We start from the raw sequence: 22,845 nt of genomic DNA on the forward strand, positions 1-22,845 counted from the left end.
GATAAGGAGCTTAGAATGATCCAAGACCGTTTAAACAACCGACCTAGAAAACGATTAGGATTTAAAACCCCCAATGAAGTATTTATGCAGTCCTTAAACCGTGTTGCACTTCGTGTTTGAATCTACGAAAGCTATCAAGCACGTTAAATGAACGAAATTCATTTAATAGTAATCCCAGTAAATATAGAGATTTATGCGGGATTCACTAGGTTTTCCTGAATGGCTTCAATAAAGTGTTCGCCATAGCGCTCTAACTTGGCCTGCCCCACCCCACTTATACGACTAAATTGATCCAAGGTCGTTGGTGTAGATCTAACCATCTCCTGCAAAGTGCTGTCATGAAAAATCACATAGGGTGGGACTCCTTGCTCACGTGCCAGCTCAGTGCGCTTAGCTTTGAGTGCCTCCCACAATTTTTCATCTGCAACATTACTAAAGGGATGCGTAGAACTTTTCTTTGCTCCCGATTTCGTAGCCTTAGTCTTGGAGTAGCCCGTTTCTTTGCGCAACCAAACCTCTTGCTCGCCACGCAACACAGGTAATGCGATCTCATCGACTAACTTTAAGCCGCCATGCAAGGCAATATCCGCATCTAAATAACCGCCTGCTACCAATTGACGATAAATGCTATTCCATTGGGCCTGATTGAGTTCTGTACCGATTCCAAAGGTACTGACCTGCTCATGAAAGTACTGCTTCACTCTGGGGGTATCCTTACCAAGGAGGACATCAATTAAATGGGTCACACCAAAACGCTGGCCTGTCCGATAAACACATGACAACGCCTTTTGCACTTCCTGTGTGGCATTCCAAGTCGCCACGGGCTCTAGACAGTTATCACAGTTCCCGCAGCCGCCAGGATGCGTCTCTCCAAAGTAGCGCAAGATTGTTTGATGGCGGCATGATGTGGATTCGCAATAGCCCAGTAGTGCATTGAGTTTTTGGCGCTCTACCCGCTTGCGGTCTTCAGATGCTTCGCCAGAATCTACCATTTGCCGCAAGCTCACTACATCCCCAAATCCATAGGCCATCCAGGCATTTGCGGGCAAGCCATCACGTCCTGCACGCCCTGTTTCCTGGTAATACCCTTCCATGCTTTTTGGAAGATCTAGATGAGCTACAAAGCGTACGTTAGGTTTATCAATGCCCATGCCGAAAGCTACGGTTGCGACCATGATGACACCCTCTTCACGTAAGAAACGTTTTTGATTGGCGCTGCGTGTTTCGACACTTAAACCGGCGTGATACGGCATTGCGTCCCAACCGCGGTCTTTTAACCATTGCGCAGTCTCTTCTACACTGCGACGCGATAGGCAATAAATAATGCCTGAGTCATCGGCATGCTCAGCATCTAAAAAGTGCTCTAACTGTTGTTTAGCACTCTGCTTTTGCAGAACACGATATTTAATATTGGGACGATCAAAGCTGGAGACAAATTGCTCGGCAGATTCGAGCGAAAGACGCTCCACAATTTCTGCTCGGGTTGGCGCATCTGCGGTTGCCGTTAAGGCGATACGAGGTACCTTAGGAAATCGCTCGTGCAAAACAGTTAACTGACGATATTCTGGGCGGAAATCATGACCCCATTGAGAAACGCAGTGGGCCTCATCAATCGCGAACAAGGCAATTCCGGGGCCCGCATTGAGTCTATCGAGGATTGATAGAAAACCAGGATTCATTAGGCGTTCAGGCGCCACGTAGATTAAGTCAAGATCTCCAGCCAGCAATTGACTAGTGACCTTTTGAGATGTGGACGCATCCAAGCTAGAGTTTAAAAATGAAGCCTTAACTCCTAACTGGGTTAATGCATCAACTTGATCCTGCATTAGTGCAATTAAGGGCGACACTACTACGCCTACACCACGTCGAACAAGCGAGGGAATTTGATAGCACAGCGACTTACCAGCGCCAGTGGGCATGAGAACCAAAGCATCGCCGCCTGCCACTACATGCCCAACAATAGACTCTTGAGCACCACGGAATTGATCAAAACCAAAAACATCATGAAGAACTTGGTGGCTCGACTGCAAAAGTAATACTCCCTTGTCTTATTCAATACCTGCGGATTGCAAACTACGTATAAATAAAAAGCCCCACGCATGCAGGGCTCATTCAATATTTTCTCTATAGATGACACAGAGCCTGAGTGGCGGCGAGCCAAGTCACCACCCATATTGCCTCGTTATACCTCCCTGCAATCAGGAAAATTTATAAGACATTCTGGGAAAAATGATAAAGCATTATCTAAAAACTGCCAGCATAGCCTTGACTAGCATCAGAGTTTAATTGGACGGATCCTTGACTAATCTAAAACCAAGGTGCGACATTGGGCTAAAGGGGTCTGAGCCTCGCCTTGCGCTAGGCCGATAAGACTGACAGTAATCCTCATTACATAAAAATGATCCCCCGCGGATGACCTTCTTAGGAGCAAATGGGGGCACTCCATAATCGGCTGGATCAAATGAATCACTAGGTCCTTGCGGATTTAGAATCAAATGATCGCCATTCTCTTTTACTTGAAGAGCAAAATAATCAGCGCGATACCAGTCAGCTACCCACTGCCAAGCATTACCAGTCATATCAAACAGGCCATAACCATTTTGGGGAAAGGTGCCTACCGCACTTGTCCCAATAGCTCCACCCGCTTTGGGGCTTACCACCGGAAAGGCTTGCTTTTTAACATCCCAAATATTAGCCGGTAACTTCCCCGCTTGCTCCAATTGGTCGCCCCAAGCGTAAGTAGCCTGATTAAGACCACCTCTGGCAGCAAACTCCCACTCTGCTTCGGTAGGAAGACGCTTACCCGCCCATTTGGCATACGCCAAAGCATCTTCATAACTCACTTGCACTACCGGGTGATTCGCTTTGCCCTCAATATTGCTACTCGGTCCTGTCGGATGCTTCCAATTGGCACCAGGAACAAAAGCCCACCACTGAGAGTAATCATTTAAATTGACTTTATCTTTACTGCCCACAAAAACCATCGCCCCCGGCACAAAAGCAGAAGCTGGGGGTTGTGGCGTGCCAGGTGGCAACTGAACCTTAATCGTATCCCAATCAGGCAACTGCTCTGCTGTCGTTCTGTAATTGGTTTCTTTTACAAACTGCGCAAATTGATCATTGGTAACGTGCGTTGCATCCATCCAGAACCCATTCACCTGGACATGGTGAACTGGTTTTTCATTGGCTTGGGCCTTTTTACTATCGCTACCCATCAAAAATTCACCACCAGGAATCCACACCATACCCACAGGTGCATTCTTGCCATCACTCTGAATGACCACGGGCGATACTTGGGGATTAGAGTGCTTTAGATAGAAATAGGCCGCCATACTTCCAGCTATCGCAATTGCAATTACGAGCAGGACGGTGTGACGATTCATTTTGGACCCAAACATCAATACACCGCAGTAGGAGTGGCACACTTACCTTGGTTGTTTTGAATGATTTGCGCATCTAGATTATTTGTAAGGCCATCAAAGTTAAAGTCAGCAATACTGGACAGTGCCCAATTTAAAAACTGCTGCCAAATACTCAAGTCTTGAGAGTTGACTTGACTGTCAAGATTGGCATCTCCAGAACATGCAGGTTGTGAGGCAAGGATGCCATTAAGCGATACCATTAAGCTGTTGTAATTTTGGAGCACAGTGCTAGACCAAGATGACATTGTTGGCATTAAATTCAAGCTCGCAGTATCAATCATCGGGATCGGAACCGCTTGATTGATCTGATAGAACTCATTCGTTGTCACCGATGAACCTGTATCGGTAGCCGGAAAATAGGTTTGAGTCTGGTTACGCACAAGCTTATAGTTATCATTTCTGACAGCCATCGTGACCTCAGCAGCGATAGGCGTCCATGCACTTGAGGGAATGCCGGTCTTGGACTGAGCTTGGTTGACTTGCCAGCAGGTACGATACCCCGTACTAGAGGGTTGCCCGTATGGAGGACCAATCACAGAAGGATCGGTGTAACCAGGCCCCCACCACACGCCTGCATTATCTTCGCAAGGCCCCTTATCAAACACGCTTTGCGTACAAATCGTTGATAGGGTTTGACCAGCAATTGCAGTAGATACTAAACAAGCGCCATTACGCTGACCATTGGCCTGCACGTTATAGCCGCCCTCGGTAAAGTTAATTGTACGAATACTCGCCTGAGAAGGATTGGTTAGATAAGGAAGCAATGGGGCAGAATCAATGACTCGAGGCACTGCACTAGGCACATCAATGCCTGCAATCTCACCAAATAACTGAAACACATCAACCATATTCACCATATGCTCGACGTCGCGATTGGGTTGAACAACCTTAGGGCCTGAAACGATCAAAGGCACCCATACACCCGTTTGATATGCTGTTGACTTTGCGCGCGTTAAATCAAACGGATACTTCACTGCATTCGCAAAAGTACCGTTATCACCAACAATCACAATCATTGTGTTGCTTGCCTGAGGGCTATAGGCCAAAGTTCCATCTGCGTTTTTACTTGCTAGACCAGTTTGCACCAAGAGGCGTCCAAACTCGGTATCAATTGCCTCTGTCATCTTGTCAGAAACAACGCGTTGCTGAATTAAATCCTTGCAATTCAAATCATCATTAGGGCCACCCTTAACCAGCGCTCCAGGAGGCTGTTGGTAAGGAGTATGGGCAGCGCTATAGCTCACAGTTGCCATCCATGGTTTATTGGGGCTGCGACTATTGATCCAACCAATCGCAGCATCCGTCTCGATAGTAGTGCGATAGCCACGATTACGCGGATCCGTGTTTGGAATAGATTGGACTCCGCCATCAGCGCTATTAATTACCAAAGGCGAAACATAGTAGCCATTAGCCGTACTAAAGTTCAGGCCGCTAGGCGCCGTACTTTGGCAAGCTGCATTGGGAACAAAAACACCACCACTCATCAAGCACTGCTTACCAGGCACATCGCCACCAGGATTCAAGCTAGAAATTACCTGACAAGAGTGATTTGGCTGATAACAGGCGCCTGTATCGGCACCTCCAGCGGCAGCGCTTGGCGCAAAACCACAGACATAAGGGTTGCCTGCTGGATTGGGATTACCTCCGCCACCAGTTGTATCAAGCGAGGCAGGCCCCCCACGAATCCAGCCGTAAAAATAGTCCCAACCTAATTGTGCAGGCGTTCCGTTTCCGGCCTGATTATTGTCAGGGCCGGCCAAATGGAATTTACCAAACATCGCACTTTCATAATTAGCCTGCTTTAATAACTTAGGTGTCGTCATGTCGTATGGCGACACCTGAGCATTAGCTAGGTCATAGGTTCCAAGAGCCGAGTAAATATTCGTTCGAAACGGGAAGCGCCCAACAAAAAAGGATGCTCGACCTGGCGAGCATTCGGGCATTGACCATGCATTACGAAAGCGCACCCCAGATTTGGCAACTACCGCCATGTTCGGCATATTTGGAGGGGTGGCACCACCGTAACCAAAAATCTGCATTTGGTCGATACCGACATCGTCCATTACTACAAATAGAATGTTGGGGGTTTGAGATGCAGAACTGCCGCCTCCACCACTACAAGAGCCAAGTAATAAGATGGCAATAGATATTGAAAATAAAACGAATAGATGTTTTTTCATAAACCAATGGGCTGAAGTATTTCGGAGCCGCATGGCTTGTGATCCTTATTCTACCCCGCCTAACATAAATCAAGCAATCATTACTGCATAAGGCTTTTGTTGGGCAAAAGTGAATATCAGGAGCAAAAAATCACCTCGAAATGAACTGACCCCTTTTAGTTGGATTGGCTATTCAACTTATGGGGCTCATTCGTTGTTTTCTCTACTTACGCGGAATATGGAGACTGGCTAGCAGAGAGCTCGCGATTCGAATCCTCCGTAGAGTTAGATTCCCACCATTACAGTATGGCTCTAAGCACTGGTATATTTAACTTTTATTGTTTAAAAACAATAACTTATGAATATTTTGCCAATTCATAATTGCCTTATGTGGGCTTATGTTGACTAAGTAATGCAATCGCATTACCATTAGTGACATGAATTCCCTTCTCACATTTCTAGAGGCGCGACCATGAATACTGCCGTACTCGAAGCTGAATCTACCCTCACAGATCGTTACCAAACTACCGTACCCGAGTCTATTCGCCAAGTCTTAAAACTCGGCAAGCGCGATAAGGTCCACTACGCTATTTTGGACAATGGAGATGTGCTGATGAGTCGCGGGCAAGAGGCTAGGTCTGATGATCCAGCGCTTGGAAACTTTCTTCATTTTTTATCTCAAGATCTCGCAGCACATCCCGAGCGTTTACAAGCGCTCGACAGTGCTTGGGTTGAGCGCTTGCAATCATTAGTAGGAAATGTGCAGTTTGATTTAGATGCACCCCTACCTGATGATGGGGCTTAATTATTTCCATACAGTCATCACCTCTCATCATTGCCGGCTGGACCATCTTCGCCCATCCTTTATTTCTTAATCAAGTTCAAGCACTAACCAATGACGTAGAAGCACTCAAGAAAAAGCATCCCACAACTTATCAAAACAAAAATGTAACTAAACGATTGGCTGCGATTTTAAAACTCGTCAATGAAGTCATTCCGCAAGATCCCACCCTCCCCGTATATCGACAAGGCAATACTCTTGGCGAAGATCATAAGCACTGGTTAAGAGCTAAGTTCTTTCAGCAGTATCGATTATTTTTTCGTTACCACGAGGCAAGCAAAATCATTGTCTACGCCTGGGTCAACGATGAGGATACTAAGCGTGCTTATGAAAGTAAGAATGATGCTTACCAAGTATTTTCTAAAATGCTGAAACAAGGTCACCCACCAGATGATTGGGAATCGCTTGTAAAAGAAGCTAACGCAAAATCACATCAACTTACTCGCACCAAATAATCCATTTACTGGATTGGGTGGGCATGACCCTTTCATGATGGTGCGACATTGCGACTTCAATGCGTGCAAACCTACCGTAAAAAATAGCTAGTGAGAAAAGAAGGTAAATTCCCTAGATGGTTACGTATATATAGGTAATAGAGAAACCAGAGTAGGCATGAGGCCCACGGCACGCGGGGCTTTATAGAAAATATCTATATAAATCAATAACGTACAGACTGTATGGCGGTGGACATAATCATCGCCTCTTATTGGCCGATAGCTGCCTGACGGCCAACCTTTAAAAGAGCAAACCGACCGACTTTTACACCCACTGAGAGAGCTGCCATATAAAGGCTAAAAAGTGCACACAAACAGACCCAAGAGAGTCTGAAAACAAAAAAGCCCCGCGTGCTGTGGGGCTCATTCGTTGTTTTCTCCATATGTGCGAAATATAGAGACTAGCTGGCGGAGAGGGTGGGATTCGAACCCACGGTAGGTTTGACCCTACGCTTGATTTCGAGTCAAGTACATTCGACCACTCTGCCACCTCTCCGAACCGAGAAATCATTATAGCCATCGATACATAAAGACATATAGGCAACGTTGACTGAAAAATGGCTAGCCAAAAGAGATCATTCTCCTTAAAATAGATATACATATACGTATATCTATTTTAAGGAGGTGAAACATGAATATTCAAATTTCAAAGTGGGGTAACAGCCTAGCGCTTAGGATTCCCGCTGCTTTCATCAAAGAAATCCAACTAAGGGATGGGGATAAGGTTGAGGCAACCCTATCTAAGGATGGCTCACTAATTATTAGGCCGCAAAAATTAGATCGCAAAGCAATTGCAGCAGATCTTAGAGCGTTTAGAGCTACTTTGAAGATGGGTAAATCAGTTATGGATGAAGTTCGCTCAGGGGCGCGCTACTAATGATTTATGTTGATACTAGTATTTTAGTGGCCTTATGCACAACAGAAGAAAAGAGTAACGCTGTTGATACATGGCATGAAAACAGTTCCGCAAAAATGATTTCATCTACTTGGGCGTTTACAGAATTCTCTAGCGCACTTAGCCTAAAGGTCAGAACCAATCAAATAACTGAAAAACAGAGTCGTGAAGCTTGGAAAAAATTTGACAGTCTTTGCCAAAACGATATTGAACTAATGTCCATTGAGAGCAAAACGTATTACTCCGCTGGAATTTTAGTTGTTGATAGCAAATCAAATCTCAGGGCTGGTGACGCACTTCATCTTGCCGCCGCAAAGCAATTCAAATCTAAATCTTTGGCAACTCTTGATAAAGTTTTAGCAAAAAATATTGCTAGAGTAAAAATTAAAGCCGTTTTAATTTAATTCGGCTTTAATATCTCTAAGCCACCCAAGTAAGGTTGTAGTGCCTTCGGAATAGCAATATTGCCATCTACTTGCTGCTTATTCTCAAGCAATGCGACCAATGCTCTGCCTACTGCAAGACCTGAACCATTTAAGGTATGCACCAATTCTGGTTTTCCTTGGCCCGCTTTAAATCTAGCCTGCATCCGTCTTGCCTGGAAATCGCCCATGCTGGAGCATGAGCTAATTTCTCTATAGGCTTTTTGTGAAGGCACCCAAACTTCTAAGTCATAAGTCTTGGTACTACCAAAACCCATATCGCCCGTGCAAAGCAATACTTTTCTGTAAGGTAACTCGAGTAATTCCAGAATACGCTCAGCGTGGCCCGTGAGCTCTTCCAAGGCTTGCATGGAATCTTCTGGCTTAGTGATTTGTACTAACTCAACTTTGTCAAACTGATGCTGACGAATCATGCCTCGGACATCACGACCATAGCTGCCGGCTTCTGAACGGAAACATGGCGTGTGAGCCACAAACTTCATTGGTAAGCTATCTGCGTTAACGATTTCGTCTCGGACTAAATTCGTTACAGGCACTTCAGCAGTTGGGATAAGGTAAAAGTTTTCAGTCTTCGCTTCACCGCCCTCGTCTTCACCGCCCATTTGACGGGGAACTTTAAATAGATCCTCTTCAAACTTCGGTAACTGACCAGTACCGCGCATAGAAGCAGCATTCACCATGTAAGGTGCATATACCTCTTGATAATGGTGATCTGTAGCATGCGTATCAATCATGAATTGCGCTAAGGCGCGGTGCAATCTGGCAATCGGCCCCTTGAGAACTACAAAGCGTGAGCCGCTAATCTTAGCCGCCACTTCAAAGTCCAAACCGAGTGGACCGCCGAGATCAACGTGATCTTTAATCTCAAAATCAAAAATAGGCTCTTCACCCCAACGCTTTACTTCTTTGTTTTCTGTTTCATCTTTTCCAGCAGGCACAGACTCATCTGGCAGATTCGGAATACCCATCAAGAAATCAGCAATCTCTGCTTGCAAGGTGCCCAATCTGGCTGCACCAGATTCCATATCAGCATTAACGCCTGCAACTTCAGCCATCTCGGCAGAGGCATCCTCACCCTTACCTTTTTTCATACCAATGGCTTTAGATAGCTGATTGCGCTTGGCTTGCAATTCTTCAGTACGGGTTTGCAAAGATTTACGCTCAGATTCCAAGGCATTGAATTTCTCAACGTCGAGTTGGAATTTGCGAGTCGCTAAACGTGCAGCAACTGCGGCGATATCTTTACGGAGTAATTGCGGATCAATCATGTGATGCTCTGTAGATTAGGGGTTCTAGGTTTTAGTTTTATACGGGCTCTAGTTTAAGCGCAAGACTTCGGCTCCGGCTGGCGGAGTGAAAGTAAAGCGATTGGCGGGCAAATTAACATTGAGTTGGATCTTATCCAGAGTGACTAGAACAACGCTACCCAGGCCATCAGTTAACTCTAGGGCTTTAGGCAAGCCACTGGCCATGCCAATCGAGATCTTTGTATAAGGCAAGTCATTTTTATTCTTGGCATTAGGATCTTTTTTAGGAATCAAAGCTACCCACTTCATTCCTAAGCGCTCTTCGCCCTCAACCAAATCAAAATGCTGTTCTAGTGAAGTCTCGCCAAACAGAATAGCTGCTGGTGTAGAAGCTAAGGCCTGCCCCGCTGGACGAAAAGTCGCCTGGTTTAAGTCCTTATCCCACAAAATTAGTTGCTTGCCATCGGCAATTAACTTTTGCTCGTAAGGCTTCTGCGTATCCCAGATAAAACGACCTGGACGCTGAAATACAAAATGACCCTGTGTCTGGCGCAGAACTTTTAAACCCTTATCTTGTGACTCGTTGGCCTTTGGTGCACGCAACTGTTGCTGCACAAAGTCGCCTTCAGCAGTCTTAGAGCTACGCACAAATTGACGTAACTGCTCTGATCCACTTTCGCTTTGGGAATGGGCTGCATTTGAAAACAGAATGGCTGTTCCAAGCAATACTGCAGATAAGAATCTTTGCAAAATAAATGCCTTACTCTGAAGGGCGATGAAGAATCTCGCGATTACCACCGTTACCCATCTTGGATACAAGTCCCGCTTTTTCCATATCCTCGAGTAGGCGTGCGGCACGGTTGTAACCAATGCGCAGGTGACGCTGTACTAGTGAAATCGATGGGCGTTTATTTTCTAGAACGATAGCAACGGCTTGATCGTAAAGCGGATCCGCTTCACCACCACCCTCGCCCGTCAATGCATCTACGTTGGATTCGACAGCACCTTCGAGCACGCCATCAATGTAATTGGCTTCGCCCTTCTCTTTGAGCCACTCCACTACGCGGTGAACCTCATCATCGGATACAAAGGCGCCATGTACGCGAACTGGCAGGCCGGTGCCCGGAGCCATATAGAGCATGTCACCCATACCGAGCAATGCTTCGGCGCCCTGCTGATCCAAAATCGTACGACTGTCGATCTTAGAGCTTACTTGGAATGAGATACGGGTTGGTACGTTGGCTTTAATCAAACCGGTAATGACGTCAACGCTTGGACGCTGTGTTGCTAATACCAAATGAATGCCTGCAGCACGAGCCTTTTGCGCAATACGGGCAATCAACTCTTCGATCTTCTTACCGGAGACCATCATCAAGTCAGCCAACTCATCGATCACGATGACGATGACTGGCGCTTTATAGATTGGCTCTGGATCATCTGGAGTTAAGCTAAATGGATTGGTGAGCTTCTCACCCTTTTCTTCCGCTTCCAGAATCTTTTTATTAAAGCCAGCTAGATTACGCACGCCAAACTTACTCATCAGTTTGTAGCGGCGTTCCATCTCATTTACCGCCCAGTTAAGTGCGTTGTAAGCCTGCTTCATATCCGTTACAACTGGGCACAACAAATGGGGGATCTTGTCGTAGATGGCCATCTCCAGCATCTTCGGATCAATCATGATCAAACGCACTTCATCAGGCTTAGCCTTAAAGAGCAGCGACAGAATCATGGCGTTAATACCAACTGATTTACCAGCACCCGTAGTACCCGCAACTAAACAGTGAGGCATCTTTGCTAAGTCAGCCACCATTGGACTGCCAGAGATATCTTTACCTAAGGCTAGAGTCAACAGGGAATGATTATCGTTATATACCTGTGAGGTCAGAATCTCTGACAAGTAAACCGACTGGCGCGTGGGATTTGGTAACTCCAAAGCCATACAAGTTTTGCCAGGAATAGTTTCTACAACACGCATACTGACAACACCTAGTGAGCGTGCTAAGTCACGTGAGAGGTTCACGATCTGACTACCCTTCACACCAATAGCTGGATCAATCTCGTAGCGAGTCACTACCGGGCCAGGATAGGCGGCAATCACTTTTACTTGAACATTAAACTCGGCTAACTTGCGTTCAATTAAGCGCGAAGTAAATTCCAGCACGTCAGCAGAGATAGTTTCTTTTGCTTCGGGTACTGGATCAAGCAATGCGAGCGGTGGTAATTCTGAATCTGGAATATCCACAAACAATGGCTGCTGTTTCTCGCGCTCTACACGAGCACTCTTCGGAATCTCAATTGGAGCACGTACGATTTGCACTGGCGCTGCAACCTCAACGCGTCCGCGGAACTCTTCTACAAACTCTTCACGCTCTTCAGCAGCAACTTCGCCTAACTTGCGGTCTTCCTCGCTGTCGCGACGTTCACGAATGCGGTGATAAGTCACCTCCAAGAAACGCCCTACTTTTTCAGCCACATCCAGCCAGGAGAAATGCAAGAACAAAGACAGGCCAGCACAAAGGCCAAATAGGAGCACCAGAGTGGAACCGGTAAATCCAAGAGACATTTGCAATGGATCACCAATCAGCTCACCCAAAATACCGCCAGGAGGTCTAGGGAGCTCCCAGGACAGCGAATGCATGCGTATGGACTCCAATCCCATGCTGCATACCAGAGTCAGTCCAAAGCCTAACCAACGCATTAGCAGAGAGTCTGGCTTAGCATCTGGATCTGGTGGCAAAGGTATGCTCCAAAGCTCGCGCCAGCCATTTAAGACGCGGCGCCCAAAGAGAGCAACCCACCAAAAGGCAGAAATACCAAAGATATACAGCATTAAATCGGCTAAATAGGCCCCAAAACGACCCCCCAGGTTCTTGGGAGCCTCAAAACTGGCATGGGACCAGGCTGGATCAGCCTTGGAATAGGTCAGCAAAATGGCAAATAAGCCCAGGCACAAGCCAAGAGAGATAAACCAACGAGCCTCTAATAAGAGGCGGGGCATCCTGCCCTGCGGGCCGTTCTCTGGGGGCTGGGAGCTCATTGGAGCCTTGGACTTCGGGTATGCGGTTCTTGCCATGTTCTACCGATTGTAATCAAGCAAATCTATAATTTGAATATGACTACAAATACCCCAAAACACTCCAAAGTTCTGATCCTCGGATCCGGCCCTGCTGGCTATACAGCAGCCGTCTACGCAGCCCGAGCCAATTTAAACCCCACCCTCATCACTGGCCTAGCTCAGGGCGGTCAATTAATGACCACTACTGACGTCGAAAACTGGCCTGCGGATGCCGATGGCGTTCAAGGCCCAGAACTCATGGAGCGTTTCTTAAAGCATGCCGAACGCTTTAATACTGAAATCATTTTTGACCATATTCATACGGCAGCCCTAAAAGAAAAACCAATTCGCTTAGTTGGCGACTCTGGAACCTATACCTGCGATGCCTTGATTATTTCCACTGGCGCTTCTGCTCAATATATTGGCTTACCCAGTGAGGAAGCCTTTATGGGTCGCGGCGTTTCTGGTTGTGCAACTTGCGATGGCTTCTTCTACCGTAATCAAGATGTTTGTGTAGTCGGTGGTGGTAATACTGCAGTTGAAGAAGCACTATACCTCACCGGCATTGCTAAAAAAGTAACCGTGATTCATCGTCGCGATAAGTTCCGTGCTGAACCAATCTTGAATGATCGCCTCATGGCAAAAGTTGCTGAAGGCAAAGTGGTACTGAAACTGAACTCTACTCTCGAAGAAGTTCTGGGCGATGAAAAAGGCGTTACTGGCGTACGCATCAAGAAACAAGACGGCAGCACTGAAGACCTTGCTGTAACCGGTGCCTTTATTGCTATTGGTCACAAGCCAAATACCGAGCTCTTTGTTGGTCAGCTCGATATGAACAATGGCTACCTCAAGACCCATTCAGGCCTTGAAGGCAATGCCACTGCTACTAATATCCCTGGCGTGTTTGCTGCTGGCGATGTGCAAGACCATATCTACCGTCAAGCGATTACCAGTGCTGGCACAGGCTGTATGGCCGCATTGGATGCGCAGCGTTACTTGGAAACATTGGAGTAAGTTTTATTTGCCTAGAACTTTAAATAAGTATGAAATAAAAAAACGCCTAGCATTGCTAGGCGTTTTGTTTGCTGCAGTCTGATTGCTACTGCATTTAATGACTACTCATTACTTAACGAGAGGCCATTGGCAAGAGTGGCACGATGAGTAATGCCACGATATTGATGATCTTAATGAGTGGGTTAACGGCAGGGCCCGCAGTATCTTTGTAAGGGTCGCCAACGGTATCGCCAGTCACTGCCGCTTTGTGAGCTTCAGAACCTTTGCCGCCGAAGTGACCTTCTTCGATATATTTCTTGGCGTTATCCCAAGCACCACCACCGGTACACATCGAGATCGCTACGAATAGGCCAGTCACGATAGTTCCCATGAGCAAACCACCCAATGCTGCAGGTCCTAACAAGAGACCAACTACAACTGGGGCTACTACTGGCAAGAGGGAAGGAACGATCATCTCTTTAATAGCTGCAGAAGTCAGCATATCGACAGCTTTGCCGTACTCTGGCTTTGCAGTGCCTTCCATGATTCCAGGGATATCACGGAACTGACGGCGCACCTCTTCTACTACCGCGCCAGCGCAACGACCTACTGCTTCCATCGCCATCGCACCAAACAAGTAAGGAATCATGCCGCCAATAAAGAGGCCAATGATGACCATGTGATTGGACAAGTCAAAAGACACTTGTTGGCCCATACCCTCTAAAGCATGGGTGTAGTCAGCAAAGAGTACGAGCGATGCCAAACCAGCTGAACCAATTGCATAGCCTTTAGTAACTGCTTTAGTAGTGTTGCCAACCGCATCCAATGGATCGGTAATATCGCGAACAGATTGTGGCAAGCCTGCCATCTCTGCAATACCACCAGCATTATCTGTAATTGGGCCATATGCATCAAGCGCAACCACAATACCTGCCATGGACAACATGGCTGTTGCTGCAATTGCAATGCCATATAAACCAGCCAACCAATACGCTGCAAAAATCGCCGCACAAACAAAGAGAACTGGATAAGCAGTTGACTTCATCGAAATACCTAAGCCAGCAATGATGTTGGTACCGTGACCTTTGGTTGAAGCTTCAGCAATATGTTGCACTGGCTTGAACTGGGTACCGGTGTAGTACTCGGTAATCCATACCAAACCTGCTGTAAGCAACAAGCCCACTACGGTTGAACCAAACAAACGCCATTGGCTGCCAGGGATACCTAATGCATCATCCGGCATGATGAAGTTGGTTACAAAGTAGAAAGCAATCAATGACAAACCACCAGCAATGATCAACCCCTTATACAAAGCAGGCATCACATTTTTCATACCAGGTGTTGCTTTTACAAATGAGCAACCAATGATGGAGGCAATGATAGAAACGCCACCTAGTACTAGTGGATAAATAATTGCTGCGACTGGCGCACTAGAAACCATTAATGATCCCAGTACCATTGTTGCAATCAACGTTACCGCATAGGTTTCAAATAAGTCTGCTGCCATACCTGCGCAGTCACCAACGTTATCGCCAACGTTATCGGCAATCACCGCGGGATTGCGTGGATCATCTTCCGGAATGCCAGCTTCAACCTTGCCAACTAGGTCAGCGCCAACGTCTGCACCCTTAGTAAAGATGCCACCACCCAAACGGGCAAAGATCGAAATTAAAGAAGAACCAAATGCCAAACCGATTAGGGGATGTAATACAGAAGAGAGATCTTGTCCAGCGCCAATCGATACAAGGAACATAAAGAATAGGCCAACGCCCAAGAGTCCAAGGCCAACTACCAACATGCCGGTAATTGCACCGCCTTTGAATGCCACATTGAGCGCTTCGTTCATCCCCTTGGTTGCTGCTTCCGCTGTCCGTACGTTTGCACGTACTGAGACATTCATACCAATAAAGCCACAAGCACCAGAAAGCACTGCACCGATGACAAATCCAATCGCGGTTGCAAAATCAAGGAAGAGCGCCATGAGAATGGTCAGAACCACCCCAACCACGGCAATCGTTTTATATTGGCGTGACAAATACGCTGCCGCACCCTGCTGAATCGCCTCGGCAATTTCTTGCATTTTGGCGTTGCCCGTACTCTGCCTCAAAATCCAGCCGCGCATCACAAAACCATAAATCACGGCGAGAACACCGCACGCTAAGGCAAAATACAAGCCTAAAGTGACATTACTCATGCTTGAACTCCCTAAAGTTAATCATTTGTTAATCTTTATTGTTTTGCATAACTCCACTTAGGTAGACCTGGTTTGCGAAAGCTTTAAACTATGGTCTTTAAGCTGTACCAGTATGTAACAGAATCACCCCTGCCACCCCTTGATAGGATCAGGGTATTTACTAATCACTATTCGGAGTATTTATGAGTCTCGAAAAAGTCAAGCCAGGTAAAAAGATCCCTGAAAGCTTCAACGTCATTATTGAAATCCCAATGAACGCTGATCCAGTGAAGTATGAAGTGGATAAAGAGTCTGGCGCAATTTTCGTTGACCGTTTTATGGGTACTGCAATGCACTATCCATGTAACTACGGATACATCAATAAAACGATTGCTGGTGATGGCGACCCCGTTGATGTTCTCGTGATTACTCCATTCCCACTCATTCCAGGTGTAGTTGTAAGCTGCCGTGCAATTGGCATCCTACAAATGGAAGATGAGGCTGGTCAAGACGCTAAATTATTGGCCGTTCCAGAAGACAAAATTTTGCCTATCTATACACACTGGCAAAAACCTGAAGACATGAACCCATTGCGCTTGAATCAAATTCAACACTTCTTCGAGCACTATAAAGATCTCGAAAAAGGCAAATGGGTAAAAGTTAAAGGCTGGGGTGGCGTTGCTGATGCTCATAAAGAAATTCTTGAAGGCATTGAGCGCTATAACAAAGAGAACAAGTAATTTTTTTTATTGAAAAGGCTTTGTGATTCGGAGTGAGCGCGCAGAAAGTTGCCTTAGCCCAAATCAACCCATTACTGGGTGATTTGGCTGGCAACGCGCAACTTATTCACAAAGCCGCTTTAGATGCCTACTCTCAAGGCGCCAAACTCGTAGTCACCCCGGAGCTCTCGCTTACCGGCTACCCCCCAGAAGACTTACTCCTCCGCCCTGCTTTTATTGAAGCGGCGCAATTACAGCTAGAACTCTTGATGAAAGAGCTAGCTCAGCATGCTGATCTGACAGTGATCGTCGGTCATCCTAAGCAAACATCCGCAGGTTTGCAAAACTACGCATCTGTTTTACGAAACGGCAAGGTCATTGCGGGCTACGCAAAACAAGAATTACCTAACCATGAAGTATTTGACGAAGTTCGCTACTTCGTGCCTGGTAATCAAGCTTGTGTTTTTGAATGCGAAGGTGTTCGCTATGGATTGATCTTGTGTGAAGATGCCTGGCATGCAGGTCCCGCCAAACAATCTCATGCTGCTGGCGCACAAGTATTGTTAGTCCCCAACGCCTCTCCTTACCACCTCCAAAAAGAAGCCTTGCGTATTGAAGTGCTCCGTGGGCATATTGCACAAACCAAAATGCCACTGGTTTACGTCAACGCTGTTGGCGGTCAGGATGAATTGGTTTTTGATGGCGGCTCATTTGCATTAAATAGTGATGGCAAAGTCGTGATGGCCATGCCTCAGTTTGAAACCGGTCTAGGCCTTGTTACAGTGACAGCATCTGGCGAGCTAGAAAAAGGTTTGATCACCCCACCCCAATCCGTTGAGGCACAGGCCTATCAAGCGCTGGTTTTGGGTGTACGTGACTATGTCACTAAAAATCTCTTCCCTGGCGTGATTATTGGCCTATCCGGCGGTGTAGATTCAGCCCTGGTATTGGCAATTGCCGTGGATGCCTTGGGTGCTGACAAGGTACGCACCGTCATGATGGCCTCTCGCTATACCGCCGATATCTCTTGGATCGATGCACGGGAGATGGCCCAGAACTTAGGCGTGCAATACGACGAGATTCCGATTAGTGGACCAGTAGATGCTTTAGAAGCTTCTCTCGCAGAGCAATTCAAAGGTTTAACAGTAGACGCTACCGAAGAGAATATTCAGGCACGCGTTCGTGGCACTCTGCTGATGGCCCTATCTAATAAAACAGGTCGACTTGTTTTGACTACCGGCAACAAGAGTGAAATGGCAGTCGGCTACTGCACACTCTATGGCGATATGGCGGGTGGCTTTGCAGTCATTAAAGATATCGCCAAGACTTTGGTGTATCGCCTATGCGCCTATCGCAACAGTATTACGCCAGTGATTCCGGAGCGAATTCTGACCCGCGAACCTTCGGCAGAGTTACGTCCAGACCAAAAAGATCAAGATAGCCTGCCCTCTTATGAAGTGCTGGATGGCATTGTTGAGCGCTATATGGAGCAAAACCAATCGATTGCCCAGATCATTGCCGCAGGCTTTGATGCCGAGAGCGTAGAAAAAGTAACCCGCTTAATCAAGCTTAATGAATATAAGCGTCGCCAAGCCCCACCGGGAGTCCGTGTAACCACTCGTGCCTTTGGCCGCGATTGGCGCTACCCCATTACCTCCCAATTTAGAGCCTAGAACGTTCAGCGGGTCGATTTTTGGTATTTCAGAGCAGATCTAGGTATGATTAGTGCATTAGGGAGAACACATGAAATTAATTACATCCATCATTAAGCCGTTCAAACTCGATGAAGTTCGTGAGTCATTGGCAGAAGTCGGTGTTACAGGTCTGACCGTTACTGAAGTTAAGGGCTTTGGCCGTCAAAAAGGCCATACTGAACTCTATCGTGGCGCTGAGTATGTAGTCGACTTTTTACCTAAAGTAAAAGTAGAAGCCGTGGTCTCTGATGACCGTGTTGAAGCTGCTATTGAGGCAATCACTAAAGCTGCACGCACCGGCAAGATTGGTGATGGCAAGATTTTCGTGACTGCAGTAGAGCAAGTGATTCGTATTCGTACGGGTGAAACCGATAACGCAGCAGTATGAAAATAGATTTAACGTAACGTACTAATCCAGCGGCTTAACAAGCCGCTGTTTTTATTTGGATTAACGCAGTTGAGAGTCTGTAGAGACTGATGGAGCTGCAGGCTGAATAATTTCAGCCTGCTCCAAAATGATTGTCTTGCTACTAGTATTACCAATGCGAACCTTCGCGCCCTGGTAATACAAATCTACTTGATTTAGACCACCAGTGAGCACCTTCAATGGTGGCTTGCCATAAACACTCGCACCCACTCCTGGCTCTAGCATTTTGTTCTGGGTCTTACCGGTAGCATCCACCACACATACTGTTTGAGCAGTCTTTGATTGCAGATAAACCATATCACCGGCTTTTTTAGGGGCATCTGGCTTGTAATTGATTACAGAGGCATCTGCAGGCGGACATTCAGCTGAGGCAGCTACCGCGACCGGAACAGGCTCTGAGACCGGAGCGGCAGCAGGCTTCGCATCTGCTGCTGACTCTACTGCTGGCGGAGGCTCTGGAACCACCTCTTGAATGACAACTACCTCTTCCTTGACAGGTTCCGGAAAAAATAACGGCCTTAGGTTCACTACAGAAAATATTACTGCCGCACCAATTGCTAGGAGTAAGAATATTTTCTTTTTTGGATCTACGGATACTTTTGACTTTACGCCGTAATCAATAGCCGTTTGTGTAATCTTGCTGGCAATAGTTTTTTCAGATGTCGGCTCTGCAACTTTTTCTACCGTTGCAGGACTAGCCTCTTTTTCTTCTGATTGTGTATTAGTTACTTTGACAGACTTTGCTTTTTTCTCTACCGCAGGGGCTTTTGCCTCAACCTGCAATTGCTCTTCCACTTCAACTGCTTTAGCGGGCTGAACAACGCCAGAGAAATCAAATGCATCTTCTGGCGTGAGCTTTAATAAGCCAGCCACTTTTTTTGCTGCCGTGAACTTCACTTGAGCGCCATAAAAACTACTGCTCTCACCATTCTCAATCTGCTCAATTTGACGAACAGAGAGACATGCCATGCCAGACAAATCTTTCGTGCTTAAACCCTGGCTTTCTCTAGCCTTGGTAAATGCTTCTTTGAGAATCTCCGGAAGTTTGACTGGCTTGTTCACTGAGCTATAACCGTCTTATAAGTATTTGATACTTTTAATAGTAATCCCAAAATGGTACATGGGTAATTAGCCACAAAGCTAATTATTTAAAGGATGATTTTCGAGGTTAGATTCAAGATACTTTTTAACCAGCACTTGCAAGGAATCTGCATGCATTTTGTCCATCACCCTAGCCTTATGAACCTTAATTGTGACATCGGTAGTTCCAAGCTTGACGGCGATATCCTTGTTTAACAACCCTTTAACAAGCCACCCACATACTTCGCGCTCTCTTGGAGTGAGGCTCTCATAATCCTTTTTGGCTTCCACATCTAGCGAAACACGCTTTAGCTGACGGCTATCAAAATCAACTGCATCAGCAACTGCCTTTAAGAGCTCTTCTAAATTAAATGGCTTGAATAAGAAATCCAATGCTCCCTTCTTCAAACCCTGAACGATTTGATGGGGATGGCTTTGGCCACTAACGAAAATGATCGGGGTCTTACGACCAAGCATGAGGAGCTTTTCTTGCAAATCAAGCCCTGTCATATCCGGCATCTGCATATCTAACAGAATGACTGCTGGCGAGACTGGCACAGACTTTTCTAAGAAAACGGCCGCAGAAGCATAGTCTTCTACCAGATAACCCAATTCCCGCAGCATTCTCGAAAGAGAAATACGCATGGACTCATCATCATCAATTAGGTATATGTGGCCGACTTTAGTCATTGAATTCAAAGGAAAAAGTAATAGATGAATAAATGTAATGCAGTGTCTTTTACTAAGCTATTAGCTATCAAGCTAATATTTACACTTAAATCAATGATTTCATTAACATTTTGTGTTGCAGTGCAATATTTATAATGTGCCCCCTAACCTTCACTAATCCACTCTTTCGATTTGGGCACCCTGAAGGACATCTCACGGCACAATAGAGCCTTTCGACACAAACCTTTTCTGGAGTAATAAGCATGAAACGCCTTAATGAACGCTCGCGCATGGTCACCGAAGGGGTCGCTCGCGCACCTAATCGTTCGATGTATTACGCAATGGGTTACGAAGAAAAGGATTTCGTAAAGCCGATGGTTGGCGTTGCGAATGGCCACTCCACTATTACCCCTTGTAATAGTGGATTACAAAAATTAGCCGATGCTGCTGTTGAAGCTCTAGAAGCGGCCGGTGCAAAAGCACAAGTATTTGGCACACCAACTGTTTCTGATGGCATCGGCATGGGCACTGAGGGCATGAAGTACTCCCTGGTGTCACGTGAAGTGATTGCTGACAGTATTGAAGTTTGTGTCAACGGTCTTTGGCAAGATGGCGTAGTAGTTATTGGTGGTTGCGATAAAAATATGCCTGGTGGCATGATGGCTTTAGCCCGCACAAATGTGCCCGGCATCTATGTCTATGGTGGCACGATTAAACCGGGTCATTACAAGGGCAAAGAACTCAATATTGTTTCTGCATTTGAAGCGGTTGGCGAATTTACTTCCGGTCGATTGAGTGAGGAAGATTTAAAAGGCGTGGAGCAGCACGCTTGCCCAGGCAGCGGTTCTTGTGGCGGTATGTACACTGCGAACACAATGAGCTCTTCGTTTGAGGCTTTGGGCATGAGCTTGCCCTACTCTTCTACGATGGCTAACGTAGATGCCGAGAAAGTAGCCAGCGCTGCAGAATCAGCCCGCGTCCTGGTTGAGGCAGTCAAAAATAATCTACGTCCACGCGACATCATTACTAAGAAATCGATTGAGAACGCGGTTAGCGTAATCATGGCAGTTGGCGGATCAACTAATGCCGTATTGCATTTCTTGGCTATTACTAGTGCCGCTGAAATCGATTGGACTATCGATGACTTCGAGCGTATTCGTAAACGCGTTCCTGTGATCGTCGATATGAAACCATCTGGCACTTACCTTGCAACAGATTTACATCAAGCCGGCGGTATTCCACAAGTAATGAAGATTTTGCTTGATGGCGGATTACTCCACGGTGACTGCATGACCATTACCGGCAAAACAATCGCCGAAGTGCTAAAAGATGTTCCGTCAGTACCGCGCGCTGATCAAAAAGTGATTCGCACCTTAGACAATCCTTTGTACAAACAAGGTCACTTGGCAATTTTGAAGGGTAATATCTCTCCAGAAGGTTGCGTCGCCAAGATTACTGGTCTCAAGAATCCATCGATCACTGGTCCAGCCCGTGTGTTTGATTCTGAAGACGATGCCATGGCAGCCATCATGGCCCAGAAGATCAAAGATGGTGACATCGTTGTGATTCGTTATGAAGGCCCTAAAGGCGGCCCAGGGATGCGTGAGATGCTTGCCCCAACCTCTGCTCTTGTAGGGCAAGGTCTAGGTGAGTCTGTAGGCCTCATCACTGATGGCCGCTTCTCTGGTGGCACCTGGGGTATGGTTGTGGGTCACGTAGCTCCTGAAGCCTACGTAGGCGGCACAATTGCCCTCATTCATGAAGGTGACTCGGTAACGATTGATGCCCATCAACTACTGATTCAATTGAACGTTGATGAAGCAGAAATTGCCAAGCGTCGCGCAGCTTGGGTGCAACCTAAGCCTCGCTACACTCGTGGCTTATTAGCAAAATACGCTCGCCTTGCAAGCACTGCAAGTAAAGGTGCGGTAACTGACTTGAACTTGGGTGACTAAGTTCATTAAGTAAAAGCCTTCAAAGAAAAAGCCCCCAGATAAAACTAGGGGCTTTTTTATTGCCACTACCGCCTAATTTAATGACTTAGTGCTTCATAGCTCCAGCGCCCATTGCATTAACTGGCATCTTGACCTCAACATCACCTGCCTTAGCAAACTTCAGCTTCACGGGAACGGTTTCACCTGCAGCTAATGGAGCTTTGATGTTGATAAACATTAAGTGCAAGCCGCCAGGTTTTAATTCAACAGCGCCACCTGCTGGCACAGTAATATCTTTTACCTGACGCATCTTCATAACATTGCCCTCCATTGCCATCTCGTGGAGCTGCACTTCACCTGCAACAGGTGAGCTAGCAGAGATCAATTGATCAGCAGCGCCTTTATTTTCAATCTTCATAAAGCCACCGGCTACCTGCTGACCGGGAACTGTAGCACGGGTATAAGCATCTTCAATTTTGATAGCGTTAGTAGTGACGGTTTTGGAAACGTTTTGCGCCCATGTCGTCCCTACGAAAGCCATCCCCGCAACGGCACACAGTGTTACTAATAGTTTTGTCTTCATTTACATTCTCCCGGTAA

Annotated in this window: 19 protein-coding genes and 1 tRNA gene; 9 read left to right on the forward strand and 11 right to left on the reverse strand. The window is 46.5% G+C overall.

Annotated features, from left to right (window positions below; genetic code table 11):
- Nucleotides 1-191 precede the first annotated feature (191 nt).
- The 3 genes from recQ to VC188_RS09985 form a co-directional block, all read right to left on the reverse strand.
- Nucleotides 192-2,030 carry a DNA helicase RecQ gene (recQ, locus tag VC188_RS09975; protein ID WP_323483856.1) on the reverse strand — a complete coding sequence of 613 codons (1,839 nt, stop codon included), beginning with the start codon at nucleotides 2,028-2,030 and terminating at the stop codon, nucleotides 192-194.
- Nucleotides 2,031-2,282: 252 nt separating this feature from the next.
- Nucleotides 2,283-3,383 (reverse strand): formylglycine-generating enzyme family protein, encoded by a 1,101-nt coding sequence (locus VC188_RS09980; RefSeq protein WP_216243900.1) that lies wholly within the window; start codon nucleotides 3,381-3,383, stop codon nucleotides 2,283-2,285.
- Between the two features lie 14 nt (nucleotides 3,384-3,397).
- Complete coding sequence (locus tag VC188_RS09985) at nucleotides 3,398-5,635, reverse strand: sulfatase-like hydrolase/transferase (RefSeq protein ID WP_255561312.1); 2,238 nt, start codon at nucleotides 5,633-5,635, stop codon at nucleotides 3,398-3,400.
- A gap of 418 nt (nucleotides 5,636-6,053) precedes the next feature.
- On the opposite strand from VC188_RS09985, the gene VC188_RS09990 reads away from it, so the two are divergent.
- Nucleotides 6,054-6,386, forward strand: coding sequence for a type II toxin-antitoxin system PrlF family antitoxin (locus VC188_RS09990; RefSeq protein WP_216243901.1), 333 nt, complete (start codon nucleotides 6,054-6,056; stop codon nucleotides 6,384-6,386).
- Entirely contained in the window at nucleotides 6,386-6,877 is a 492-nt protein-coding gene (locus VC188_RS09995; RefSeq protein WP_416350506.1) for a type II toxin-antitoxin system YhaV family toxin, read from the forward strand. The genes VC188_RS09990 and VC188_RS09995 overlap by 1 nt, the downstream gene beginning before the upstream one ends.
- Before the next feature lie 445 nt (nucleotides 6,878-7,322).
- On the opposite strand, the gene VC188_RS10000 is transcribed toward VC188_RS09995, so the two are convergent.
- Nucleotides 7,323-7,412 (reverse strand) — tRNA-Ser (locus VC188_RS10000).
- A 135-nt stretch (nucleotides 7,413-7,547) separates the two neighbouring features.
- On the opposite strand from VC188_RS10000, the gene VC188_RS10005 reads away from it, so the two are divergent.
- Both VC188_RS10005 and VC188_RS10010 read left to right on the forward strand, forming a co-directional pair.
- The gene (locus VC188_RS10005) at nucleotides 7,548-7,793 is read left to right on the forward strand and encodes an AbrB/MazE/SpoVT family DNA-binding domain-containing protein (protein ID WP_323483857.1); all 246 of its coding nucleotides are present in this window, start codon (nucleotides 7,548-7,550) and stop codon (nucleotides 7,791-7,793) included.
- The gene (locus tag VC188_RS10010) at nucleotides 7,793-8,215 is read left to right on the forward strand and encodes a type II toxin-antitoxin system VapC family toxin (RefSeq protein WP_323483858.1); all 423 of its coding nucleotides are present in this window, start codon (nucleotides 7,793-7,795) and stop codon (nucleotides 8,213-8,215) included. The genes VC188_RS10005 and VC188_RS10010 overlap by 1 nt, the downstream gene beginning before the upstream one ends.
- Here VC188_RS10010 and serS read toward each other — a convergent pair.
- From serS to VC188_RS10025, 3 genes are read right to left on the reverse strand one after another with little or no spacing between them, the layout of a single operon-like run.
- Nucleotides 8,212-9,522 (reverse strand): serine--tRNA ligase, encoded by a 1,311-nt coding sequence (gene serS / locus VC188_RS10015; RefSeq protein WP_323483859.1) that lies wholly within the window; start codon nucleotides 9,520-9,522, stop codon nucleotides 8,212-8,214. The genes VC188_RS10010 and serS overlap by 4 nt on opposite strands.
- A gap of 48 nt (nucleotides 9,523-9,570) precedes the next feature.
- Nucleotides 9,571-10,251, reverse strand: a complete 681-nt coding sequence (locus VC188_RS10020; protein WP_216243903.1) for an outer membrane lipoprotein carrier protein LolA — start codon at nucleotides 10,249-10,251, stop codon at nucleotides 9,571-9,573.
- Nucleotides 10,252-10,261: 10 nt separating this feature from the next.
- Nucleotides 10,262-12,574, reverse strand: coding sequence for a DNA translocase FtsK (locus VC188_RS10025; RefSeq protein WP_416350505.1), 2,313 nt, complete (start codon nucleotides 12,572-12,574; stop codon nucleotides 10,262-10,264).
- Nucleotides 12,575-12,613: 39 nt separating this feature from the next.
- On the opposite strand from VC188_RS10025, the gene trxB reads away from it, so the two are divergent.
- Entirely contained in the window at nucleotides 12,614-13,570 is a 957-nt protein-coding gene (trxB, locus tag VC188_RS10030; RefSeq protein WP_323483860.1) for a thioredoxin-disulfide reductase, read from the forward strand.
- A gap of 112 nt (nucleotides 13,571-13,682) precedes the next feature.
- Here trxB and VC188_RS10035 read toward each other — a convergent pair whose 3' ends face one another.
- Complete coding sequence (locus VC188_RS10035; RefSeq protein ID WP_323483861.1) at nucleotides 13,683-15,743, reverse strand: sodium-translocating pyrophosphatase; 2,061 nt, start codon at nucleotides 15,741-15,743, stop codon at nucleotides 13,683-13,685.
- Between the two features lie 182 nt (nucleotides 15,744-15,925).
- Here VC188_RS10035 and ppa point away from each other — a divergent pair, with 182 nt between their 5' ends.
- From ppa to VC188_RS10050, 3 genes are all read left to right on the forward strand, one after another.
- Nucleotides 15,926-16,462, forward strand: a complete 537-nt coding sequence (gene ppa, locus VC188_RS10040) for an inorganic diphosphatase (protein WP_215320286.1) — start codon at nucleotides 15,926-15,928, stop codon at nucleotides 16,460-16,462.
- 32 nt (nucleotides 16,463-16,494) lie between these two features.
- A complete protein-coding gene (locus VC188_RS10045; RefSeq protein WP_323483862.1) occupies nucleotides 16,495-18,114 on the forward strand; it encodes an NAD+ synthase in 1,620 nt (539 codons plus the stop codon).
- Between the two features lie 70 nt (nucleotides 18,115-18,184).
- Entirely contained in the window at nucleotides 18,185-18,523 is a 339-nt protein-coding gene (locus VC188_RS10050) for a P-II family nitrogen regulator (protein WP_072583818.1), read from the forward strand.
- 60 nt (nucleotides 18,524-18,583) lie between these two features.
- Here the strand turns inward: VC188_RS10050 and VC188_RS10055 are convergent, their stop codons facing one another.
- Nucleotides 18,584-19,624 (reverse strand): helix-turn-helix domain-containing protein, encoded by a 1,041-nt coding sequence (locus tag VC188_RS10055; RefSeq protein ID WP_323483863.1) that lies wholly within the window; start codon nucleotides 19,622-19,624, stop codon nucleotides 18,584-18,586.
- A gap of 78 nt (nucleotides 19,625-19,702) precedes the next feature.
- Nucleotides 19,703-20,332: a response regulator transcription factor gene (locus VC188_RS10060; RefSeq protein WP_323483864.1), complete on the reverse strand. Its 630-nt coding sequence runs from the start codon at nucleotides 20,330-20,332 to the stop codon at nucleotides 19,703-19,705.
- A 242-nt stretch (nucleotides 20,333-20,574) separates the two neighbouring features.
- Between VC188_RS10060 and ilvD the strand changes: the two genes are divergently transcribed.
- Complete coding sequence (gene ilvD, locus VC188_RS10065) at nucleotides 20,575-22,266, forward strand: dihydroxy-acid dehydratase (protein WP_215320294.1); 1,692 nt, start codon at nucleotides 20,575-20,577, stop codon at nucleotides 22,264-22,266.
- An 85-nt stretch (nucleotides 22,267-22,351) separates the two neighbouring features.
- Here ilvD and VC188_RS10070 read toward each other — a convergent pair whose 3' ends face one another.
- Complete coding sequence (locus VC188_RS10070) at nucleotides 22,352-22,828, reverse strand: copper chaperone PCu(A)C (RefSeq protein WP_215320296.1); 477 nt, start codon at nucleotides 22,826-22,828, stop codon at nucleotides 22,352-22,354.
- Nucleotides 22,829-22,845: the final 17 nt, after the last annotated feature.

This window comes from Polynucleobacter sp. MG-28-Ekke-A2 (assembly GCF_035012985.1).
GTDB lineage: Bacteria > Pseudomonadota > Gammaproteobacteria > Burkholderiales > Burkholderiaceae > Polynucleobacter.